Here is a 16529-nt window from a genome sequence, read left to right as displayed (position 1 = left end):
TTATTCTCCAGATTTTTCTTTATGCATAAATAGCGTTAATGAACCAACTGTTAGTCCAAATTTTTTGAATGTATTTTTGTTTATAAGTACACCATCGTTCATTAAGTACATCCAGTCATCGAAACTAATTTTGTATTTTTTGTCGCCAACTGGGATATTCATTTGATATTGCCAGTTCATAGCGTTGCCTTCAACATAGATTTTAGCAGTACCAATTACGTCGCCTGTTGTACCTTCGTAGTAGTTATCAGAAATTTTCTTGATTGTCCAAATACGGTGATCTTTTTGACCATCATAGTAGACCATGTGCTCATCAAATGTGCCGACATCACCATTCCAGCTAGCAGTTCCAGAGAAGTCAAACTGCTTAGTGACTTTTCCTTTATAGTCTTGAATTATCCCTGTGCCAACAATTTTACCTTGTAAATACTGTTGTAGGTCAAGCTTTGGACCGTCTCCTTTGTAACTTGATATATCAGCTGAGCATCCAAATAATCCTAATGCCATAATAATTACTCCTATTCTAGATATTAATTTTTTCATAAGCCCCTCAATTGTCTTGATAATTTTTGATATGATGAGTTATCGCTAAGCCATATTTCAAAAAAATATTTTGAAAGATCTTTGTCTGGTATTTGACCAATTAGACCACTGTCTGAATATATATATCCTTTACCATCTTCATCCATATAACCGTACAGGTTTGTACCATTTTGGACGTTGGGAATTAAATGATCAAAGGTATCTCTATATTCTTGATAATTTGCCTTAACTTGCTGTGGGTGTTGGTATGATATTTCTTTAACAGTATGTTTAGAGATAGTTTTCCCATCCATATTTCTAAGGTAATGAATTTTTAGTAAAAATGGTTTATCCCAATTAAAATTTCCATCTTGAGTGTAAAGTTCAGCATCATAAACATCAAAAAACCATTTAGAAAAATGAATTTTACCAACTTGTTGTACTTGTTGGGATTTTATTTGCTGTAAAGTTAATTCTTCAGCGTAAGTGAATAAAGGAAAACTAATAATGATAAATATTAGTAGTTTTTTAAGCATGGACAATCTCCAACTGTACAACATCAATACGCCCATGAGTAAATGCAGCACTACAAGAATTTAAGTAGAAACGCCACATTCTCTGAAAACGCTTGTCAAAACCTAGTTTTATTAACTCAGGCTCTACATTTACGAAATTTCTGTCCCATTCATCAAGTGTTTTAGCATAATCTTTTGCAAAAGATTCAGTACCTACACATTTAAGCCCAACCTTATCCAGTTCCAGATTAATTTGTCCCATAGATGGTAAGAAACCACCGGGAAAAATAAAGGTTCTAATCATATCAGTACCTTTAGCATAATCCGCAAAAAGCGCATCATTAATCACAATGGCTTGAATAACAATCTTACCATCTTCTTTAAGTAGCGATTTAAGCTTAGAAAAATATGTGTTCCAATATTCTCTACCCACTGCTTCGATCATCTCGATTGAAACAATATAGTCATATTTGCCAGTTTGGATACGGTAATCTTCAATAACTATATCAGCTTTTTTCCTAGCTAGTCGCTTCGTAGCATAGTCGTGTTGTTCTGTTGATAGGGTGATGCCTTTGAGTGTGTAGTCACCACTATTTAGGGCTGTTTCAGCAAATCCACCCCATCCACAGCCAACTTCAATGATTGAGCCATTTTTTTTACCAAATTTATCAATTATGTTTTTGTATTTATTGATTTGTGCTTGCTCTAATGTTTCATTTTGATTTTTGTACATCGCAGATGAATAAGTCATGGTTTTGTCTAACCACAAACTATAAAAGTCATTACCTAAGTCGTAATGATCGTAGATGTTTTTCTTACTCTGTTTGATGCTATTACGTTTAGTAAGGTAGCCAAGTTTTTGTAATAATTTAAAAAGAAAATTTGGCTTCATGTATTGACCAAATGCTTCTTCATTAACTAAACCTAGTAGAATCAGAGATTTAAGATCTGATGTTTCCCAGTAACCATCTCTATAATCAGCAGCAAATCCAATGTCTGATTTTAATTGTAAGTTTACTACTGTGCGCCAATCTTTTAGTTTTAGATCGGCTGTTGGACCTTGTTTTTCGCCTTTTGTATAAATAGTTTCGTTTTCAGGAGTTGTCAAATATAGCTCACCACATTCTAATTTGTTAAGTGATTCTAATAAATTTTTTCTAACGGTTTTTTCAAACATTTCAAAAGGCAAAGGTTAATTATTCTATACGTAAATATTAGCAAATAAATATTGAGGTAATATTGCTGGAATATTAAATTTTGTTAATAAATTTATAAGTAAGCTTTATATTTCTGATATGGGTAAAATATTGTCGGGAATCTAACTATTTGGACTTATAATATTAGCTACACTGACTCGAATATTTTTCTGCTCAGGTTTTGGAATATATTTTATGCGTTTAAATACGATTTTTAGAGCTTGCCAGTGAATTAGATAGATAACTTTGAAAGTTAGAAGTGGAGATCTAAAAAATTCTTTGATTAAGTTTGTACTTGATAAAGGTTTGATTTGACCATTAATTGCTGTGCCAAGTTGGAGCTGATTATTATCATAGTAATTGATGATAATTTGATTTTTTGCATTATTATCAAAATCAAGTGCGAAGTTGAATTTATAAAAGCCTTGTCTTGGGTAAAATGGCGATACATGAAATATTTTTTCTGCTTTGAACCATGTTTTATCTGTAATTTCGTTGCCATTGTCGTGGCAAATATAGCTATGAGTTTCTTTGAATGTGTTGTTGACTTCAGCTATTACAGCTATAAGTTTTTTTTCACTATAGCAAAGCCAAAAGCTAACGGGGTTAAATAGGTATCCTAGAACTCTAGGCATAGTCATCAATTTGATTTCATCATATTTAAGGTTGTGCTGGTCTAATAAATTAGTTGCCCATTTTAGACTACTTGAATCATCTTTTAGGCCGTGATCTTTATCATAGAAAGAATACAAATTAGGTTTATTGATACTAAAAAAACTAGTCTTACTTTGCTTAAGATTAAGCATATCCAAAATAATATAATATGATTTATATCTAAAAGAATTTTGCTTTGGATGATGTCTCTTATGAAAAATTTTTGAGCTTAAGATAAAGTTTTTTACCATGGAGTCTTGACTCCTAATTTATTCGCAACATTTACTGCACTAAGTATACCATCTTCATGGAAACCATAGCGTAGATAAGCTCCACAATAGTATGTGTTGTTAAGCCCTTGAATTTTATCAAAGTCTTTTTGAGCTTGAATGGCTTTTTTATCAAAAACAGGATGATCAAAAGTATGTTCGTTGATGATTTTTTGTGGATCAGGTTTTTGATCAGGGTTAACTGTAACAAAATAATCTATATTAGTATCTAAGGGTTGAAGATTATTCATCCAGTAGCTAAGTGAAACTACATCACGTTTGTCTTTAGTTTCAGCGCTTAGATAATTCCAACTTGACCACGCAGCTTTGCGTTTTGGCATAATACTAGCATCTGTATGTAATATTACTGAGTTCGGTTGATATTTTATAGCAGATATAAGTTTTTTTTCATCACTGTCGGCATCACCTAATAGTTCGAGAACTTCATTGGAATGGCATGCAAAAATAACCTTATCATATTCTATGGTGTTATTGTTGATATCAGTTATCAAAGTTTTAAGGGTTCTAGTTACATTGGTAGCTTGGGGTGCAAATTTAACATTAGCAGATTTTAGTTGAGTTATGATTTTGTCAACATATACCTTGCTACCGCCTTTGACTGTGTACCATTGGACTGGTTTGGTAGTTGTAAGTAGCCCATGATTATCAAAAAATCGAATAAAACTAAGGGCAGGGAAGTCATACATCTTCTCTAATGGAGTGCTCCAGATACAGGCTCCCATCGCTAGTAGATAATAATCTTTGAAGCAGTTATCAACATTTATAGATTCTAGATATTCAGCAAGGCTTATATTTTCATCAAGAGTATTGTTTTCAAGATGCTGTCTTGAGATCTTATTAAATTTTAGAATATCTTTTATCATTTTATAGTAACTTGGTCTGAAAATATTTGACCATTGAGCGAATAAACTTTTGATACTGCTAGATCCATACTCAAACTTACCGTTTTTGATAGATACACCAAAAGACATATTGCTGTCGGCGACGGGCACATTTAAATGCTTGAATAATCTCGATAAGTGATAATATGTGTGGTAGTTAAAGACAATAAAGCCAGTATCTACAGGAGTGCTATTAACTTCTAATGTACGAGCGTGACCACCGTAATAATTATTTTTTTCGTACAGAGTAATGTCATATTTTTCTTTGAGAAGATAACTGACGGCAAGTCCAGATATTCCACTTCCTATTACTGCTACTTTTTCCATATACTTAAATTGATTGTAAGAATTTTGGTTAATTATAAGGGTAATTTTTATACTTTTAAAAACATAGTTAAAATTTGTTAATGTAATGGTAGCGAGATTTCTATAATTAAACCGTGGGGTTTGTTGTTGGTGGCGGTGATATCACCATTATGAAGGTGTATAATTTTTCTTACAAGAGAAAGTCCCAGACCATTGCCTATTTGGCTACGACTTTTTTCTTCGCGAAAGAATCTCTCAAAGATTTTATCAATATTTTCTTCAGTCACACCAATTCCTTGGTCAGTAAAAGTGATAATATATTTTGAGTTTTGAATTTTTGTCGAAATCGTTATTCCAGTATTATCTTCTGAGTATTTATAGCTGTTATCTAAGATGTTTGTAATACTTTGGAAAATAAGATTTTTATCAATGTTTAAATTCTTTGGAATAATGGAAACATTTAGTTTGATGTTCTTTTGTTCAAACATCGGCTCATAGAGCTCAATAGCATCATCAAGAATTTTTTTTACATTTGAATTTTTTTTGAGTAAGTTTTCACGACCATGTTCAAGACGATTAAGTCTTAGGATACTATTAAAGATATTAAGCAATTGATTACACTCTGCCAATGCCTCAGATGTGTCATCATTTGGACAAGTTTGCTCAAGGCTTTCAAGCTTATTTTTTAAACGAGTTAGAGGAGTCTTTAGATCGTGAGCAATATTATTTGAAACGCTTTTGATATCTACCAAAAGCTCATCGATATTGGCTAGCAAGATATTGAGTATATTAGCTAAATTACTAAGATCATCCCAGCTTGTATCAGATTTGATTCTTTGGCTAAAGTCGCGAGTGTTAACAATAGAGGCAGCAGAGCTAGCTATAAAATTGATTTTCTTGACAACAAAAACACTGATCAAATAACTGATGATGACAACGCTTGCTGTACAGAAGATACCAATACTTAGGGGGATTATATGCTCAGTAACTCTATTACCAAGCGCGGAGAAAATTATATAAATCCAAGATGCTATACTTAAACCTAAAAGTATTGTAAAAAGCACTGCCATTTTAAAGCTTGAGCTAATTATATACCTACGTTGAATAGTGTCGTTGAATTTATTCTTGGATGACATATCCAAAGCCTCGTATAGTTTTTATAGGATCTGGTAGACCATTCTCAGTGAGCTTGTTGCGCAAGCGAGAGATATGTACTTCAACTACATTTGTCTGAGGGTCAAAGTCATAATCCCATACCTCTTTAAGTATCATCGTCTTGCTAACCACCTCATTTTTATGTTTAAGAAGTAGATGTAAAACTTTGTATTCTCTTTGTTGTAATAATATTAATTCATCATTGCGACGTACTTCATGAGCGAGTTCATCAAGAACTATATCTCCGCAGGTCAGTTTATGAGACTGTGCATCAGCAATTTGTTTAGTTCTTCTGTATAGAATATTAACACGAACCATTAGCTCATCTATTGAAAACGGCTTAGTTAAATAATCATCACTACCTGATGTAAGACCTTGAATTTTATTTTCAGTGCTATCAAGTGCACTTAGAATAATCACAGGAATTGTTACATTTTGTTTACGTAAAATTTTTAGCAAAGATATTCCGTCTAAATACGGCATCATCCAATCTATAACAACCACATCATAATTATTGGTATTGATTAGGAATAGTGCTTCTTTGCCATCGTGAGCTAATGTTGTTTCAATACCATTTTCTTCAAATTTGGTTTTTATAAACTGAGCAATTTTTTTATCATCGTCAGCAACTAAAACTTTTGGTTTATCAGTCATTGAGTCTATGTACATATTCAATTCACATACTATAATTATAGCTTATTAATAGTCATGTAACTTGAAAAAAATAGCTATAAAACTTATTTATAATTTTAGACTATTTGTGTATAAAATATTTACATCAAAAAGATGGAGGTTGAAATGAAGAAAATTCTAGCAACAATATTCGGTTTAATGGTTGTGTCGGGAGTATATGCTGAGAGTTATCAGATGTATGCAAAACCAGATGAAAAATCGAAAAAAATTATGACAGTTGATGATCAAAATCCTCAATTTAGAGCTATTTTTTCAAAGGGTAAATGGATTGAGATAGTTGATCAAAAAGATGGTGCTGTTGGTTGGGTAAAACAAAAACCTCAAAACAGTACGCAAGTACCTAATAATAAGCCTATAGAAAAGATGATGGCAGATTTTCAAAAGCAACAGCAGATGATAGATGAAAACTTCAACAGAACAATAGCAAACATTGATCAGAATATTGCCCAAATACAAGCTGAATCTAAAACATCAAAAGTTTCTAAAAAGCCAGATGTGTATAAAGAGTTTAGTTCTATAACGATTAACTCAGATGGTAAAACTGCTAAAATTGTCAAAAAAACAGAAGATAGCACTGGAAAAGTCGAAACAGTAGAGAAGGAAGTACCGGCTGATCAGCTAAATACTATTAAAATCTAGCGTTAGATTTAATTTTACTATTGATGATGTTTGCAAATAATAAATCCTTATTTAATATCTTTTGTTTCTAAAGTGTTTTCAATAAGTTAAAATTACTGTGTAAATGCCACACCAGTCGGGAGTACGTTATGTATGAAGAAGAGTTCTTATCAGAAAAATTACAGCATTTCACATTAGTAGACATTGCTCTTGTTAAAATAGTCTACTTCTTGGTGGGCTTGCTTGTAGCTACAAACTATCTAGTTCTAACTGAAGTGAGTTGGATTTTTTATTTATTAATGTTTTTAACGGCAGTATTTCCAATAGTGATTCATCTATTTTCATTTGAGGGATCATATATTGAGAAAGCTAGAATGTATCTAAAGACAAATAAGCCATCATACCAAGTTCTTCTGTTTTTTAGCCAGTTCTTCTTTGGATGTATGGTAGTTGTACTTGTTCCGGTATTAATATTAGTTCCTTGGTATGTTTATTGTATCTTGATAGTTATTCTTGCTATTAAGCCAATGCGTTCAAATATGTTTTGGTAGAGTGAGGTTAGCAAATTGAAAAAAAGCACACACGATGGCCAAAAGGTTTACTCAAAATTGGTTTTAAAGGTTTATAACTTTTGGGTTTTGTTTTTTAATAATACTTTTTTATGGAAATGTAAGACTTCCAAGTTGCTTAAATTATACAAAACCAATGTCTCTAAAAATCATTTAGACATAGGTGTGGGTTCTGGATACTATTTAAAAAGAGTTAATAACCAGCTCCAACAAGTAACACTTATGGATTTAAACCCAACATGTTTGGATTATGTAGCAAAGGCTTTGCCAGCTAAAAGTGTTTTGACTTATAAGGTAGATATTCTTGAAGCTATTCCTGAGAAATTTCATTCCGAATTTGACTCTATATCATTTAACTATCTAATTCATTGTTTACCTGATAATGGTAACAAACAAGTTGTTTTTGAGAATGTTGCAAAGATGCTTAAATCTGAAGGTGTAGCATTTGGATCAACTATCATTAATGACTATAGCTCAAATCTTGCGATTAAGGTGGCTAATAAATTTAATGACAAAGGAATATTCGATAATAAAAATGATACTTATGAATCGATAGAAAAATATATAAAGAATAATTTTGCTGAATATACTATAAAGCAAATAGGCTCAGTTTGTGTATATATTATGTCTAAACCTCTTAGATGATCTTTACTATTTATAATCAATAACATTCTTAATTATTTTTGTTATAATCGCTATATAGACAAATTATTCTGTTCACAAAAATAATGAAGAAAAACCTTTTATTTGTAACTTTATCGGCAAGCTTAATTTTGTTGGGCTCATGTAGTAAAACAACTGTTGCTTATGAGGATCCAAATGGTGTAGATACAACATCTATTAATTTTAGTTCTACTGATTTGCAAGCTATCACGAACAAGATGACCGAAGATATGCTGAATTCACGAGCGGTTAAGAGAATTACTGCTATGCATACACCAACATTATTCTTTAGTAATATTCGTAATGAAACAAGAGAGCATATCAATACGACAATGTTATCAAATACAGTACAGACACAGATTATCAAATCTGGATTATTCCAAGTTACTGATATGTCTCAAATCAAAAATGTACGTGAGCAGCTTGGATATCAGGCTAATAGTGGTATGGTTGATCAAACTACAGCTACTAAGATTGGTCAGCATATTGGTGCTAGATATATGGTTTATGGTTCTATTCAAGATATTGATAATACTAATGTTGATGGAGATAAGAGATCTAAATTCTTCTTGGCAACATTGAAGATGATGGATCTAAAAACAGGTCTTGTTGTATGGCAAGATGATAAGCAAATTCGTAAATCACAGACTAAATCAACATTTGGCTGGTAGTTAGATTTCAAAATGGTTATTTCAGAGTAGATCTGAAATTTCTTAAAACATAGGAGATAAAATACTATGAAAAAGAAAATATTAAGTTCATTAATTGTTTCATCATTATTAGTAAGTCCTTTAGTTGCTGCAGAAACAACTGTAGATACTAAATCTACAGCTGAGCAGTCGCAATCTGTTGATATGGGTTCAGATGTGTCTAATCTTAATAGTGCTATCTCATCAGATTCAAAAGCAGTTGCAACAACTGCAGAAGATAAGAGATCAGCAGAAGAAATATTAAGTGATGTAATGGAGAGTTATATCGATCAGAATAATCTTAGAGATAAATATGATTATGTTGGTTCTGCTATAGGTACAGCCTCTGTTAATCAAACAAATTCAAATTATGTCGATAGTGCTCAGTTAGCATTTGAGAAAGCTCTAATAAAAGCACAGGCAGAATATATATCGTTTATATCAGCTAATACAAAAGTTGATAAGAGTCTAAGCATAGATAGTACACAAGGTTCTAATGTAAATGACATTAATACAGATTCTGATAAGCCCAAAGAGGGTACTCAAGCTGCGATTGATGCTAAGCAACAAGCATTAGAAGAAGCAAAGCTAGATAAACAATTAAAAGATCAAGGTTTAAACCCAGATGATTTTGCAACACCAGATGAGAAGAGAAAAGCTCTTTTAAGCCAGCAAATGACAGTCAAAAGCTTGACTACAGGATTTGGTAATCTATCAGGTTTGCTGCCAATCAAGACTTTTGTGGTGGAAAAAAATGGTAATGCTGCTATTGGTGTAGTGGTTATTTACTCAGATAAAATTAAAGGAATGTTTGAGGATATCAAACATGGTAATGAACCTGTAATCGTTGGTAAAGGCGGACAATCTCCTTCTGACTTATATAAGGATAAGTCAGGAGAAGATATGATGGGTGATTATGGTATTCGTGTTGGTTTTGGAGAAGATAATAAACCATATATCTTATCATATGGTCAAGGCTCGTACACAGGTCCAAAGCTTCAAGGAGTTTCAGCTGGAGATTATGGTTATAAGCAAGCTGAGATTATGGCAAGAGCAAATTTAGTTACACTAATAGCTGGACAAATGTCAACTAAAGAAGCTTTGACTATGTCTGAGGATATATCTAGCACTCTTGCTAAAAATACTAAGACGCAGCAAACACGCAGAATAGATGCGACTGATATTGAAAAGACACTATCTACATATTACAAAACAAAAGCAAACCTAGATATTATTGGTCTTAAAACTGTTAAGAGATGGCGTTATAAGTTACCAAGTACAGAGAATACTGTATATGGTGTTGTATTAAAGTGGGATCCTAAGCAAGTAGCTACAGCAAATAAGATCAAAAACTTTAATTATGATGAATATCGTAAACAAAATGCTAAAAGTACAGAAAGTGGAGAAACTTCGTTAAATGGTAAAGTAATTATTAGACAAAGTGATGATAATAAATATTTAAACCAGTTCTAGGGTAATGTGATGCAAAAAATATTGATTTTTTTTTCTTTCTTACTGATTTCTATAGTTACTAATAATGCTTTTGCTGCAGATTCTGCTACAAATGTTGTGTCTGATAGCTCAGCTAATTTGTCAAATAACTCATCAGATACTAATTCTGGAAGTACGCTTAAATATAAAGGCGTAGATGAGCGTAATAATCTTAAAATGTTCACAGTTGCTATATTACCTTTTGATACGAAAGGAGCAACTAATGAAAGTATTTACAGTGAGAAAGAGCTTCAAAAAGGACTTAATCAGAATATCATAGCTCAAATAACTCAATCACGTAAGTTTAGAGTATCAAATAGAGATGCTAAAGATGAGAAAGCTTATGAAGAGGAAATTAGACGTATAATAAATTCCAATGATACCAGTGAGAAAACTAAGCTAAATCAAAGAATAGGCGCTGATTTTATATTAACTGGCGATATCCTGGGATTAAACATTAGTAAGAAAAAGAGTTCGTATTATGGAGAAGACTTTACAACATTGAATGTCTCAGCTAGTGTAGCTTATCGGATGATTGAGCTGGCTACGATGGAGGTTAAATGGTCGAATGTAGTTAGATTGCAAGTACCAGCAAATATCGCTAACGAGTATGCTAACTATGATAATGGTGATCACTCACAGATATTAAGCTATGTAGCTGAGCAAATCGGTCAAACAATATCTGAACAAATTGTTGGGGCTATATACCCTCTTCAAGTGTTAAAAGTAGATGATGGTGAAATTTACTTCAACCGTGGTGGTAATGGAGTCGTTAAGGCTAGTACTTATGAGATTCGCCAAGAAGGGGGTACTAGTGTTGATCCGGCAACAGGACAGCATATTGTCTTAGATAGTAAAGTTTTAGCAAAAGTACGAATTACAGATGTGATGCCTAAGTATTCTGTAGGTATTGTAATTGATGGTAGCTTATCTAAAGTACATCCAGGCTTACGTGCTTACCTATCCAAGTAGTATGAAAGTTAAAGTCTGTTTGTTATCTATTGTATGCTTAATAATTTCTAGCTGTGCGACATTCAGTGGTAGCCATCCTGATAAGGTAGAAACTGCCAAAGATGCTATTGAAACATGCAGATACAAGCCTATTGAAACTAAATTTGACAATGCTTTTAGTGGTGATGGTGTTAATGCTTCTATCGGTTTCTTAGAAACAGGACGTTTTGATCAGCTACTTGGTAAAACTGAACTATCACAAGCTAAATATACCAAGGCAACGGATTATGTTGCAAAGTCAGAAGCAGAAGCAAAAATAAGAGTTAGGAATATACTTAAAAATACTCAAGCTACTCTTTTAAGCGATAAAGAGAGATATTACTATATATCTGATTATGAAATTACTTTTTTATATGCTTATCAAGCACTAAACTACTTAAAACAGCATGACTTAGAAAATGCTGCTGTCAGTATTCGTAACTTATCATATGCGCAATATGCCACTTATGAAGCAAAAGATTTAGCTGCTCAGACAAATAAAACCAGGTATGAAGAATTTAATCATGTTAATTCTAGACAGGTTTCATCAAATATATCTAGTTCAAAACAATATAGACAGTTAGTGAGTATAGCTGATAGGGCAAAAAACTCTTATGAAAATGCTTTTGGATATTATCTAGAGGCTTTGATATATCAGTCATACGATACCGATCTAAATAATGCTAACTTATCAATGAGTAATGCTCTAAGGGTTGTTCCAAATAATCCATATGTTAGAGAAGACTATGACGAAATTAAGAACGCTTTTGACACTGGTCATAATATCTATCCACAAGGGCAAGGTAAACTTGTTGTAATATATGAGAGTGGTTGGGTAGAGCCTATTAAAAAATTTGATATACCAATCGTGATATTTTTCCAACAAGCTGGAGTTCAAAAAATTTCGTTACCATACTATGGCTCTTATAGGTTGGCATCTAATGCCGATGTACAAATCTTAAAAGATAATAAGATTATTGATAAAGGCAAAACTGCATTATTGGTTGATACAACTGCAATGGCAGCTAAGTCATTATCAGATCAATATCCTGCGATTGTAACTAGAGAGGTTTTGCGTCTGGTTACAAAAACAGCTATTTCTGTGGCGGCTATTAGATCATCGGGTGACTATGCAGCATTGGCAGCAATTGGAACTTCGGTGTATAATATGGCGACAACCCAAGCAGATCTCAGAAGTTGGAATCTTTTGCCCAAAAATGTTGATTTATTCTCTAAGAATTTAAGCCAAGGTGAATATACGCTCAAAATTAATAATAAAGATACAACTGTAACTATTATGCCTCAAAAAATAACTTTGGTATGGTTAACTAGTGAAGGTTGCTATCAAAGGATATTATTAAACGAAATTTTATAACATTGATTATAAATAAGTTTTGAAAATTAATCTTTTAAAAATGCTCAAAAGTATTTTTTAGTTGTAATAATACATTCTGTCGAGAAATAAATAATTGCATAAGTTTCTATTGATTAATCCTATTCTTGAGAATATATTTAAAAGGTTAAATTTTTTTAAAATAAAGCTATTTAATAGTAAATTGGAGAAGATATGAGAATCTTATCAGTTCAAGATATGGCAAAAATAGTGCAGAAGCACGGCTTTGATAATTTTATTAAAGACTTAGTTGAATATACAAAACAAGACTTTATAAGATGGCAAGAGTTTGATAAATCACCAAGATATGCAGCTCATGTTCCGGGAGGTGTTCTGGAACTTATGCCAACTGCTGATAATAAACTATTTACATATAAATGTGTAAATGGGCATCCTGCAAATCCGTTTGAAGGTAAGCAAACAGTTGTAGCTACAGGTCAATTAAATGAGATTAAACATGGTTATCCATTACTTATATCTGAAATGACTGTTCTTACTGCTCTAAGAACTGCTGCTGCGACTGTCTTGGCAACAGATTATTTAGCACGTAAAGATAGTAAGACTATGACGCTGATAGGTACAGGTGCTCAAAGTGAATTTCAAACTTTAGCTCATAAATTAATCAGACCTATTAAAACAGTAAGATATTTTGACACAGATCCAGAAGCGATGAAAAAATATGCTAACAATATGAAAGGTGTTGATCTTGAATTTATCGCTTGTGATAGTGCTAAAGAAGCTTGTGAGGGTGCAGACATCATCGTCGTATGTACGGCTTGTAAACTTCATGCAATTGTTATTGAAAATGATTGGGTTAAAGAAGGTGTACATATAAGTGGTTTAGGTGGAGATTGTCCTGGTAAGACTGAGCTTGATATGGATATTCTTTTTAGAGGTAAAGTAGTTGTTGAATACAAAGAACAATCAATGATTGAGGGAGAAATCCAGAATTTATCACCACAAGAAGTTGAACAGGTTTTACATGCTGAAGTATGGGAAATTTTAACTGGTAAGAAAAAAGGTCGTGAAAATGATAAAGAAATTACCATCTATGATTCAGTAGGTTTTGCTGTTGAGGATTTCTCAGCACTTCGTCTTACTTTAGATTTAGCTGAGAAGTATGATATCGGTAGCCAAATGGATATGGTACCGCCAATTAAAGATCCTAAAAATTTATTTTCAGTATTATAGTATTGGAGTAATAAGATGAAAAAAGTAGAAGCTGTAGGAATAGCTATTGGTAATGCTGGTAGAGAAATTGGTTGTGGAAGAGCACCATACGCTTTGTTGAATGAACTAAGAGATAGACGTATAGATGCCCAAATTATCAACTACATTGGTGGAAGAGCTGAAGTACCAACTATGGGTAAGTATTTTACTAAGGTTGCTCAGGCGGTATCTGAGATTCTTAAAGAAGGTAAGTTTCCTTTGGCTCTTGGAGGAGACCACTCATGTGCAATAGGTACATGGAGTGGGGTTTATGACTACCTTAAAGATCAGAAAAAAGAACTTGGTTTGATTTGGATTGATGCGCATATGGATAGCCATAGGCCAGAAACTTCTGAGACTGGTAATATACATGGTATGCCTGTAGCACATCTTTTAGGATATGGGCATGAGGAATTAACAAAAGTACTAAATGATAATCCAAAGTTAAAGCCTGAGAATATTGTTTTCTTTGGAATTCGTTCTTATGAAAAGCCAGAAAGAGACTTTTTGGAAAAATTAGGAGTTAAGGTTTATTATCAAAGTGATTTAACCGATAAAAACTTTGAAGAGTTATTTTCACAAGAATTTGAACGTCTTGAGAAGATTACAGAGGGTAATGTCGGGATTAGTTTTGATTTAGATGGTTTAGATCCTACTAATCTTGATGCTGTAGGAACTCCAGTTGAAAATGGTATTGACCCTCAGGTTTTTTACAAGACTATTGAAAAAATTAATTTTAATAGTTTGGTATGTTTTGAAGTGGCAGAATATAATCCCCTGATTGATAAAACAGAAATCTCTCTTAAATATATGTCAAAACTAATAAGATTAGTTGAAGGCAGTATAAAAAATCTAACTCAAAAATAGTTTATCTTTACAACATTTGATAACATTATCTTACAAGTTTCTCTTTATATATATCTGATGCATAGAAACAACCTTTTATTAATGACTGATAGTTATAAACATTCGCATCCTTATCAATATCCTAGTGATGCTAACTATCTTCATTTTTATTTAGAAAGTCGTGGTACTGTAGATAGTGATTTAGGGGCGCATACTAGATTTTTTGGTTTACAGTATTACATCAAGAAATACTTATCTCAGCCAATTACACCAGAAATGATAGATGAAGCTGAAGAAATTCTAAAAGCTCATGGTTTGGTATTTTATCGAGAAGGCTTTGAGAAAGTCCTAAAAAAATATAATGGTTATTTACCAGTTAGGATTCGTGCTGTTAGAGAAGGAAGTTTAGTACCTTTACATAATGTATTGATGACTATAGAAAGTACTGATCCAGAGTTATTTTGGTTGCCTGGATTACTAGAGACACTACTTTTAAAAGTGTGGTATCCAACAACAGTTGCAACAATCAGTTTTAATATCAAAAAACTAATCAAAGAGTATCTTCTAGAAACCGCAGATAATCTCGATAAGCTAGAATTTATGCTTCATGATTTTGGCTATAGAGGTGTTTCATCAGAAGAGTCAGCAGGGATTGGTGGAGCGGCACATCTGACTAATTTTCTAGGAACAGACACTTTGGCAGCATTACAAATTTGTAAAGAGTATTATCATGAAGATATGGCAGGTTATTCGATTCCTGCAAGTGAGCACTCAACAATGACTAGCTGGGGTATTGGTTCTGAGTGTGAGCGCCAAGCCTTTGAAAATATGGTTGAGCAATTTGGAGATAATAGTGTTTTCTATGCTTGTGTTTCTGATAGTTGGGATTTTAAACAAGCAATACAAACTTGGATTGATTTAAAAGATAAGGTCAAAGCTAAAAAAGCAAACTTGGTAATTAGACCAGATTCGGGAGATGCTATAGATAATATTTTATATGCGCTTACTGAATTAGAAAAAGCTTATGGTAGTAATGTAAATGCTAAGGGATATAAGGTTCTACAAAGGGTAGCTTTGATACAAGGTGATGGAGTGAGTCTTAGTTTAGCAAAGAGCATACTATCAGCGATGAAAACAAACGGGTTTTCTGCTGAGAATATAGCTTTTGGTATGGGTGGAGCATTGCTACAAGGAAATCATGAATCATCTATAAATAGAGATAGTTTCAAGTTTGCTATTAAATGCTCAGCAATCAAACGAGGGGATTCTTTAATTGGAGTTAAAAAAGAGCCTATCACAGATCCTACAAAGAAATCTAAACAAGGACGTCTAGATTTGATTAAAGATGCTAAAGGTAATTATCAAACAATAGTTCTAGATGATCAGTATGCTATAGGAGAATACCATAGCAACTCAATTCTTGAGACTTATTATGAGAATGGACAAATTAAATTTGAACAATCCTTGTCAGATGTGAGAAAATATACTTAAGTTAGGTATAAATGTAATTTATTTGTATCTATTGCTGTATCTGTATGCAGTTAATTTAATTAATCAATAAAGATAAGGAGTATCTACAATGTTAGAACATCATCCATTAGTTAAAGAATTCCCTGAGTTAAGAGATCAACTTCATAATATTAAAGAAGATCATCATATTAGTAATCAAATGAAAAAGTATGAAGATCTAGATAAGAAAATATATAACCTTGAAAGTTCTGGTATGTTTGAAGATATGCAATTAGAAGAGCTAAAAAAACAAAGACTAGAAATCAAAGATACTATCTACAAAGCCCTAAAAAGCTAATCATTGAATAATTTCTATATGAGATTTGATTCTTAAATAAAT

At 32.5% G+C, this 16529-nt stretch carries 18 protein-coding genes; 11 read left to right on the top strand and 7 right to left on the bottom strand.

Translation table 11 applies throughout. The features are described from left to right. From F3D59_RS04995 to F3D59_RS04965, 7 genes are all read right to left on the bottom strand, one after another. Entirely contained in the window at positions 1–543 is a 543-nt protein-coding gene (locus F3D59_RS04995; protein WP_041263665.1) for a DUF3833 domain-containing protein, read from the bottom strand. Continuing rightward, a complete protein-coding gene (locus tag F3D59_RS04990; RefSeq protein ID WP_150464037.1) occupies positions 540–1058 on the bottom strand; it encodes a chalcone isomerase family protein in 519 nt (172 codons plus the stop codon). Before F3D59_RS04990 ends, F3D59_RS04995 begins: the two co-directional genes overlap by 4 nt. Further along, complete coding sequence (locus F3D59_RS04985) at positions 1051–2214, bottom strand: SAM-dependent methyltransferase (RefSeq protein ID WP_150464036.1); 1164 nt, start codon at positions 2212–2214, stop codon at positions 1051–1053. Before F3D59_RS04985 ends, F3D59_RS04990 begins: the two co-directional genes overlap by 8 nt. Positions 2215–2355: 141 nt before the next feature. Beyond that, positions 2356–3138: a DUF1365 domain-containing protein gene (locus F3D59_RS04980; protein ID WP_150464035.1), complete on the bottom strand. Its 783-nt coding sequence runs from the start codon at positions 3136–3138 to the stop codon at positions 2356–2358. Beyond that, on the bottom strand, positions 3132–4385 hold the full coding sequence (locus tag F3D59_RS04975; RefSeq protein WP_150464034.1) for an NAD(P)/FAD-dependent oxidoreductase: 1254 nt from the start codon (positions 4383–4385) through the stop codon (positions 3132–3134). The genes F3D59_RS04980 and F3D59_RS04975 overlap by 7 nt, the downstream gene beginning before the upstream one ends. A gap of 77 nt (positions 4386–4462) precedes the next feature. Continuing rightward, entirely contained in the window at positions 4463–5500 is a 1038-nt protein-coding gene (locus F3D59_RS04970; RefSeq protein WP_150464033.1) for a sensor histidine kinase, read from the bottom strand. Beyond that, positions 5484–6173: a response regulator transcription factor gene (locus tag F3D59_RS04965; RefSeq protein ID WP_146420969.1), complete on the bottom strand. Its 690-nt coding sequence runs from the start codon at positions 6171–6173 to the stop codon at positions 5484–5486. The genes F3D59_RS04970 and F3D59_RS04965 overlap by 17 nt, the downstream gene beginning before the upstream one ends. 144 nt (positions 6174–6317) lie before the next feature. Between F3D59_RS04965 and F3D59_RS04960 the strand changes: the two genes are divergently transcribed. The 11 genes from F3D59_RS04960 to F3D59_RS04910 all read left to right on the top strand — a co-directional run bounded on the left by F3D59_RS04960 (position 6318) and on the right by F3D59_RS04910 (position 16487). After that, the gene (locus tag F3D59_RS04960; protein ID WP_150464032.1) at positions 6318–6851 is read left to right on the top strand and encodes a hypothetical protein; all 534 of its coding nucleotides are present in this window, start codon (positions 6318–6320) and stop codon (positions 6849–6851) included. Between the two features lie 128 nt (positions 6852–6979). Further along, positions 6980–7381: a hypothetical protein gene (locus F3D59_RS04955; RefSeq protein ID WP_013922586.1), complete on the top strand. Its 402-nt coding sequence runs from the start codon at positions 6980–6982 to the stop codon at positions 7379–7381. Between the two features lie 15 nt (positions 7382–7396). Next, the gene (locus F3D59_RS04950) at positions 7397–8044 is read left to right on the top strand and encodes a class I SAM-dependent methyltransferase (RefSeq protein ID WP_150464031.1); all 648 of its coding nucleotides are present in this window, start codon (positions 7397–7399) and stop codon (positions 8042–8044) included. 83 nt (positions 8045–8127) lie between these two features. Next, complete coding sequence (lpoB, locus tag F3D59_RS04945; protein ID WP_150464030.1) at positions 8128–8733, top strand: penicillin-binding protein activator LpoB; 606 nt, start codon at positions 8128–8130, stop codon at positions 8731–8733. Positions 8734–8799: 66 nt separating this feature from the next. Further along, positions 8800–10224, top strand: a complete 1425-nt coding sequence (locus F3D59_RS04940) for a DUF6844 domain-containing protein (RefSeq protein ID WP_013922589.1) — start codon at positions 8800–8802, stop codon at positions 10222–10224. 9 nt (positions 10225–10233) lie between these two features. After that, positions 10234–11214: a CsgG/HfaB family protein gene (locus F3D59_RS04935; RefSeq protein ID WP_191092439.1), complete on the top strand. Its 981-nt coding sequence runs from the start codon at positions 10234–10236 to the stop codon at positions 11212–11214. A 1-nt stretch (position 11215) separates the two neighbouring features. Further along, complete coding sequence (locus tag F3D59_RS04930; RefSeq protein ID WP_150464028.1) at positions 11216–12607, top strand: COG3014 family protein; 1392 nt, start codon at positions 11216–11218, stop codon at positions 12605–12607. Between the two features lie 192 nt (positions 12608–12799). Beyond that, positions 12800–13816 carry an ornithine cyclodeaminase gene (locus F3D59_RS04925; protein ID WP_013922592.1) on the top strand — a complete coding sequence of 339 codons (1017 nt, stop codon included), beginning with the start codon at positions 12800–12802 and terminating at the stop codon, positions 13814–13816. Positions 13817–13831: 15 nt separating this feature from the next. Continuing rightward, positions 13832–14701, top strand: coding sequence for an arginase (locus tag F3D59_RS04920; RefSeq protein WP_150464027.1), 870 nt, complete (start codon positions 13832–13834; stop codon positions 14699–14701). A gap of 57 nt (positions 14702–14758) precedes the next feature. Then, positions 14759–16171 (top strand): nicotinate phosphoribosyltransferase, encoded by a 1413-nt coding sequence (locus tag F3D59_RS04915; RefSeq protein WP_150464026.1) that lies wholly within the window; start codon positions 14759–14761, stop codon positions 16169–16171. An 88-nt stretch (positions 16172–16259) separates the two neighbouring features. Beyond that, positions 16260–16487, top strand: coding sequence for a YdcH family protein (locus F3D59_RS04910; RefSeq protein WP_013922595.1), 228 nt, complete (start codon positions 16260–16262; stop codon positions 16485–16487). Positions 16488–16529 lie beyond the last annotated feature (42 nt).

The organism is Francisella sp. XLW-1 (assembly GCF_008711455.1).
Taxonomy (GTDB): Bacteria; Pseudomonadota; Gammaproteobacteria; order Francisellales; family Francisellaceae; genus Francisella; species Francisella salimarina.
The sequence above is the reverse complement of the archived record's forward strand: the minus strand, read 5'-3'. Positions and strand labels throughout refer to the sequence as shown.

Excerpts from the sequence above, each read along its gene's own strand:
- F3D59_RS04970 (WP_150464033.1), bottom strand. The coding sequence starts at position 5,500 with ATGTCATCCAAGAATAAATTCAACGACACTATTCAACGTAGGTATATA.
- F3D59_RS04915 (WP_150464026.1), top strand. The coding sequence starts at position 14,759 with ATGCATAGAAACAACCTTTTATTAATGACTGATAGTTATAAACATTCG.
- F3D59_RS04960 (WP_150464032.1), top strand. The coding sequence starts at position 6,318 with ATGAAGAAAATTCTAGCAACAATATTCGGTTTAATGGTTGTGTCGGGA.
- F3D59_RS04965 (WP_146420969.1), bottom strand. The coding sequence starts at position 6,173 with ATGACTGATAAACCAAAAGTTTTAGTTGCTGACGATGATAAAAAAATT.
- F3D59_RS04975 (WP_150464034.1), bottom strand. The coding sequence starts at position 4,385 with ATGGAAAAAGTAGCAGTAATAGGAAGTGGAATATCTGGACTTGCCGTC.
- F3D59_RS04985 (WP_150464036.1), bottom strand. The coding sequence starts at position 2,214 with ATGTTTGAAAAAACCGTTAGAAAAAATTTATTAGAATCACTTAACAAA.
- lpoB (WP_150464030.1), top strand. The coding sequence starts at position 8,128 with ATGAAGAAAAACCTTTTATTTGTAACTTTATCGGCAAGCTTAATTTTG.
- F3D59_RS04980 (WP_150464035.1), bottom strand. The coding sequence starts at position 3,138 with ATGGTAAAAAACTTTATCTTAAGCTCAAAAATTTTTCATAAGAGACAT.
- F3D59_RS04990 (WP_150464037.1), bottom strand. The coding sequence starts at position 1,058 with ATGCTTAAAAAACTACTAATATTTATCATTATTAGTTTTCCTTTATTC.
- F3D59_RS04925 (WP_013922592.1), top strand. The coding sequence starts at position 12,800 with ATGAGAATCTTATCAGTTCAAGATATGGCAAAAATAGTGCAGAAGCAC.
- F3D59_RS04920 (WP_150464027.1), top strand. The coding sequence starts at position 13,832 with ATGAAAAAAGTAGAAGCTGTAGGAATAGCTATTGGTAATGCTGGTAGA.
- F3D59_RS04940 (WP_013922589.1), top strand. The coding sequence starts at position 8,800 with ATGAAAAAGAAAATATTAAGTTCATTAATTGTTTCATCATTATTAGTA.
- F3D59_RS04955 (WP_013922586.1), top strand. The coding sequence starts at position 6,980 with ATGTATGAAGAAGAGTTCTTATCAGAAAAATTACAGCATTTCACATTA.
- F3D59_RS04910 (WP_013922595.1), top strand. The coding sequence starts at position 16,260 with ATGTTAGAACATCATCCATTAGTTAAAGAATTCCCTGAGTTAAGAGAT.
- F3D59_RS04930 (WP_150464028.1), top strand. The coding sequence starts at position 11,216 with ATGAAAGTTAAAGTCTGTTTGTTATCTATTGTATGCTTAATAATTTCT.
- F3D59_RS04935 (WP_191092439.1), top strand. The coding sequence starts at position 10,234 with ATGCAAAAAATATTGATTTTTTTTTCTTTCTTACTGATTTCTATAGTT.
- F3D59_RS04995 (WP_041263665.1), bottom strand. The coding sequence starts at position 543 with ATGAAAAAATTAATATCTAGAATAGGAGTAATTATTATGGCATTAGGA.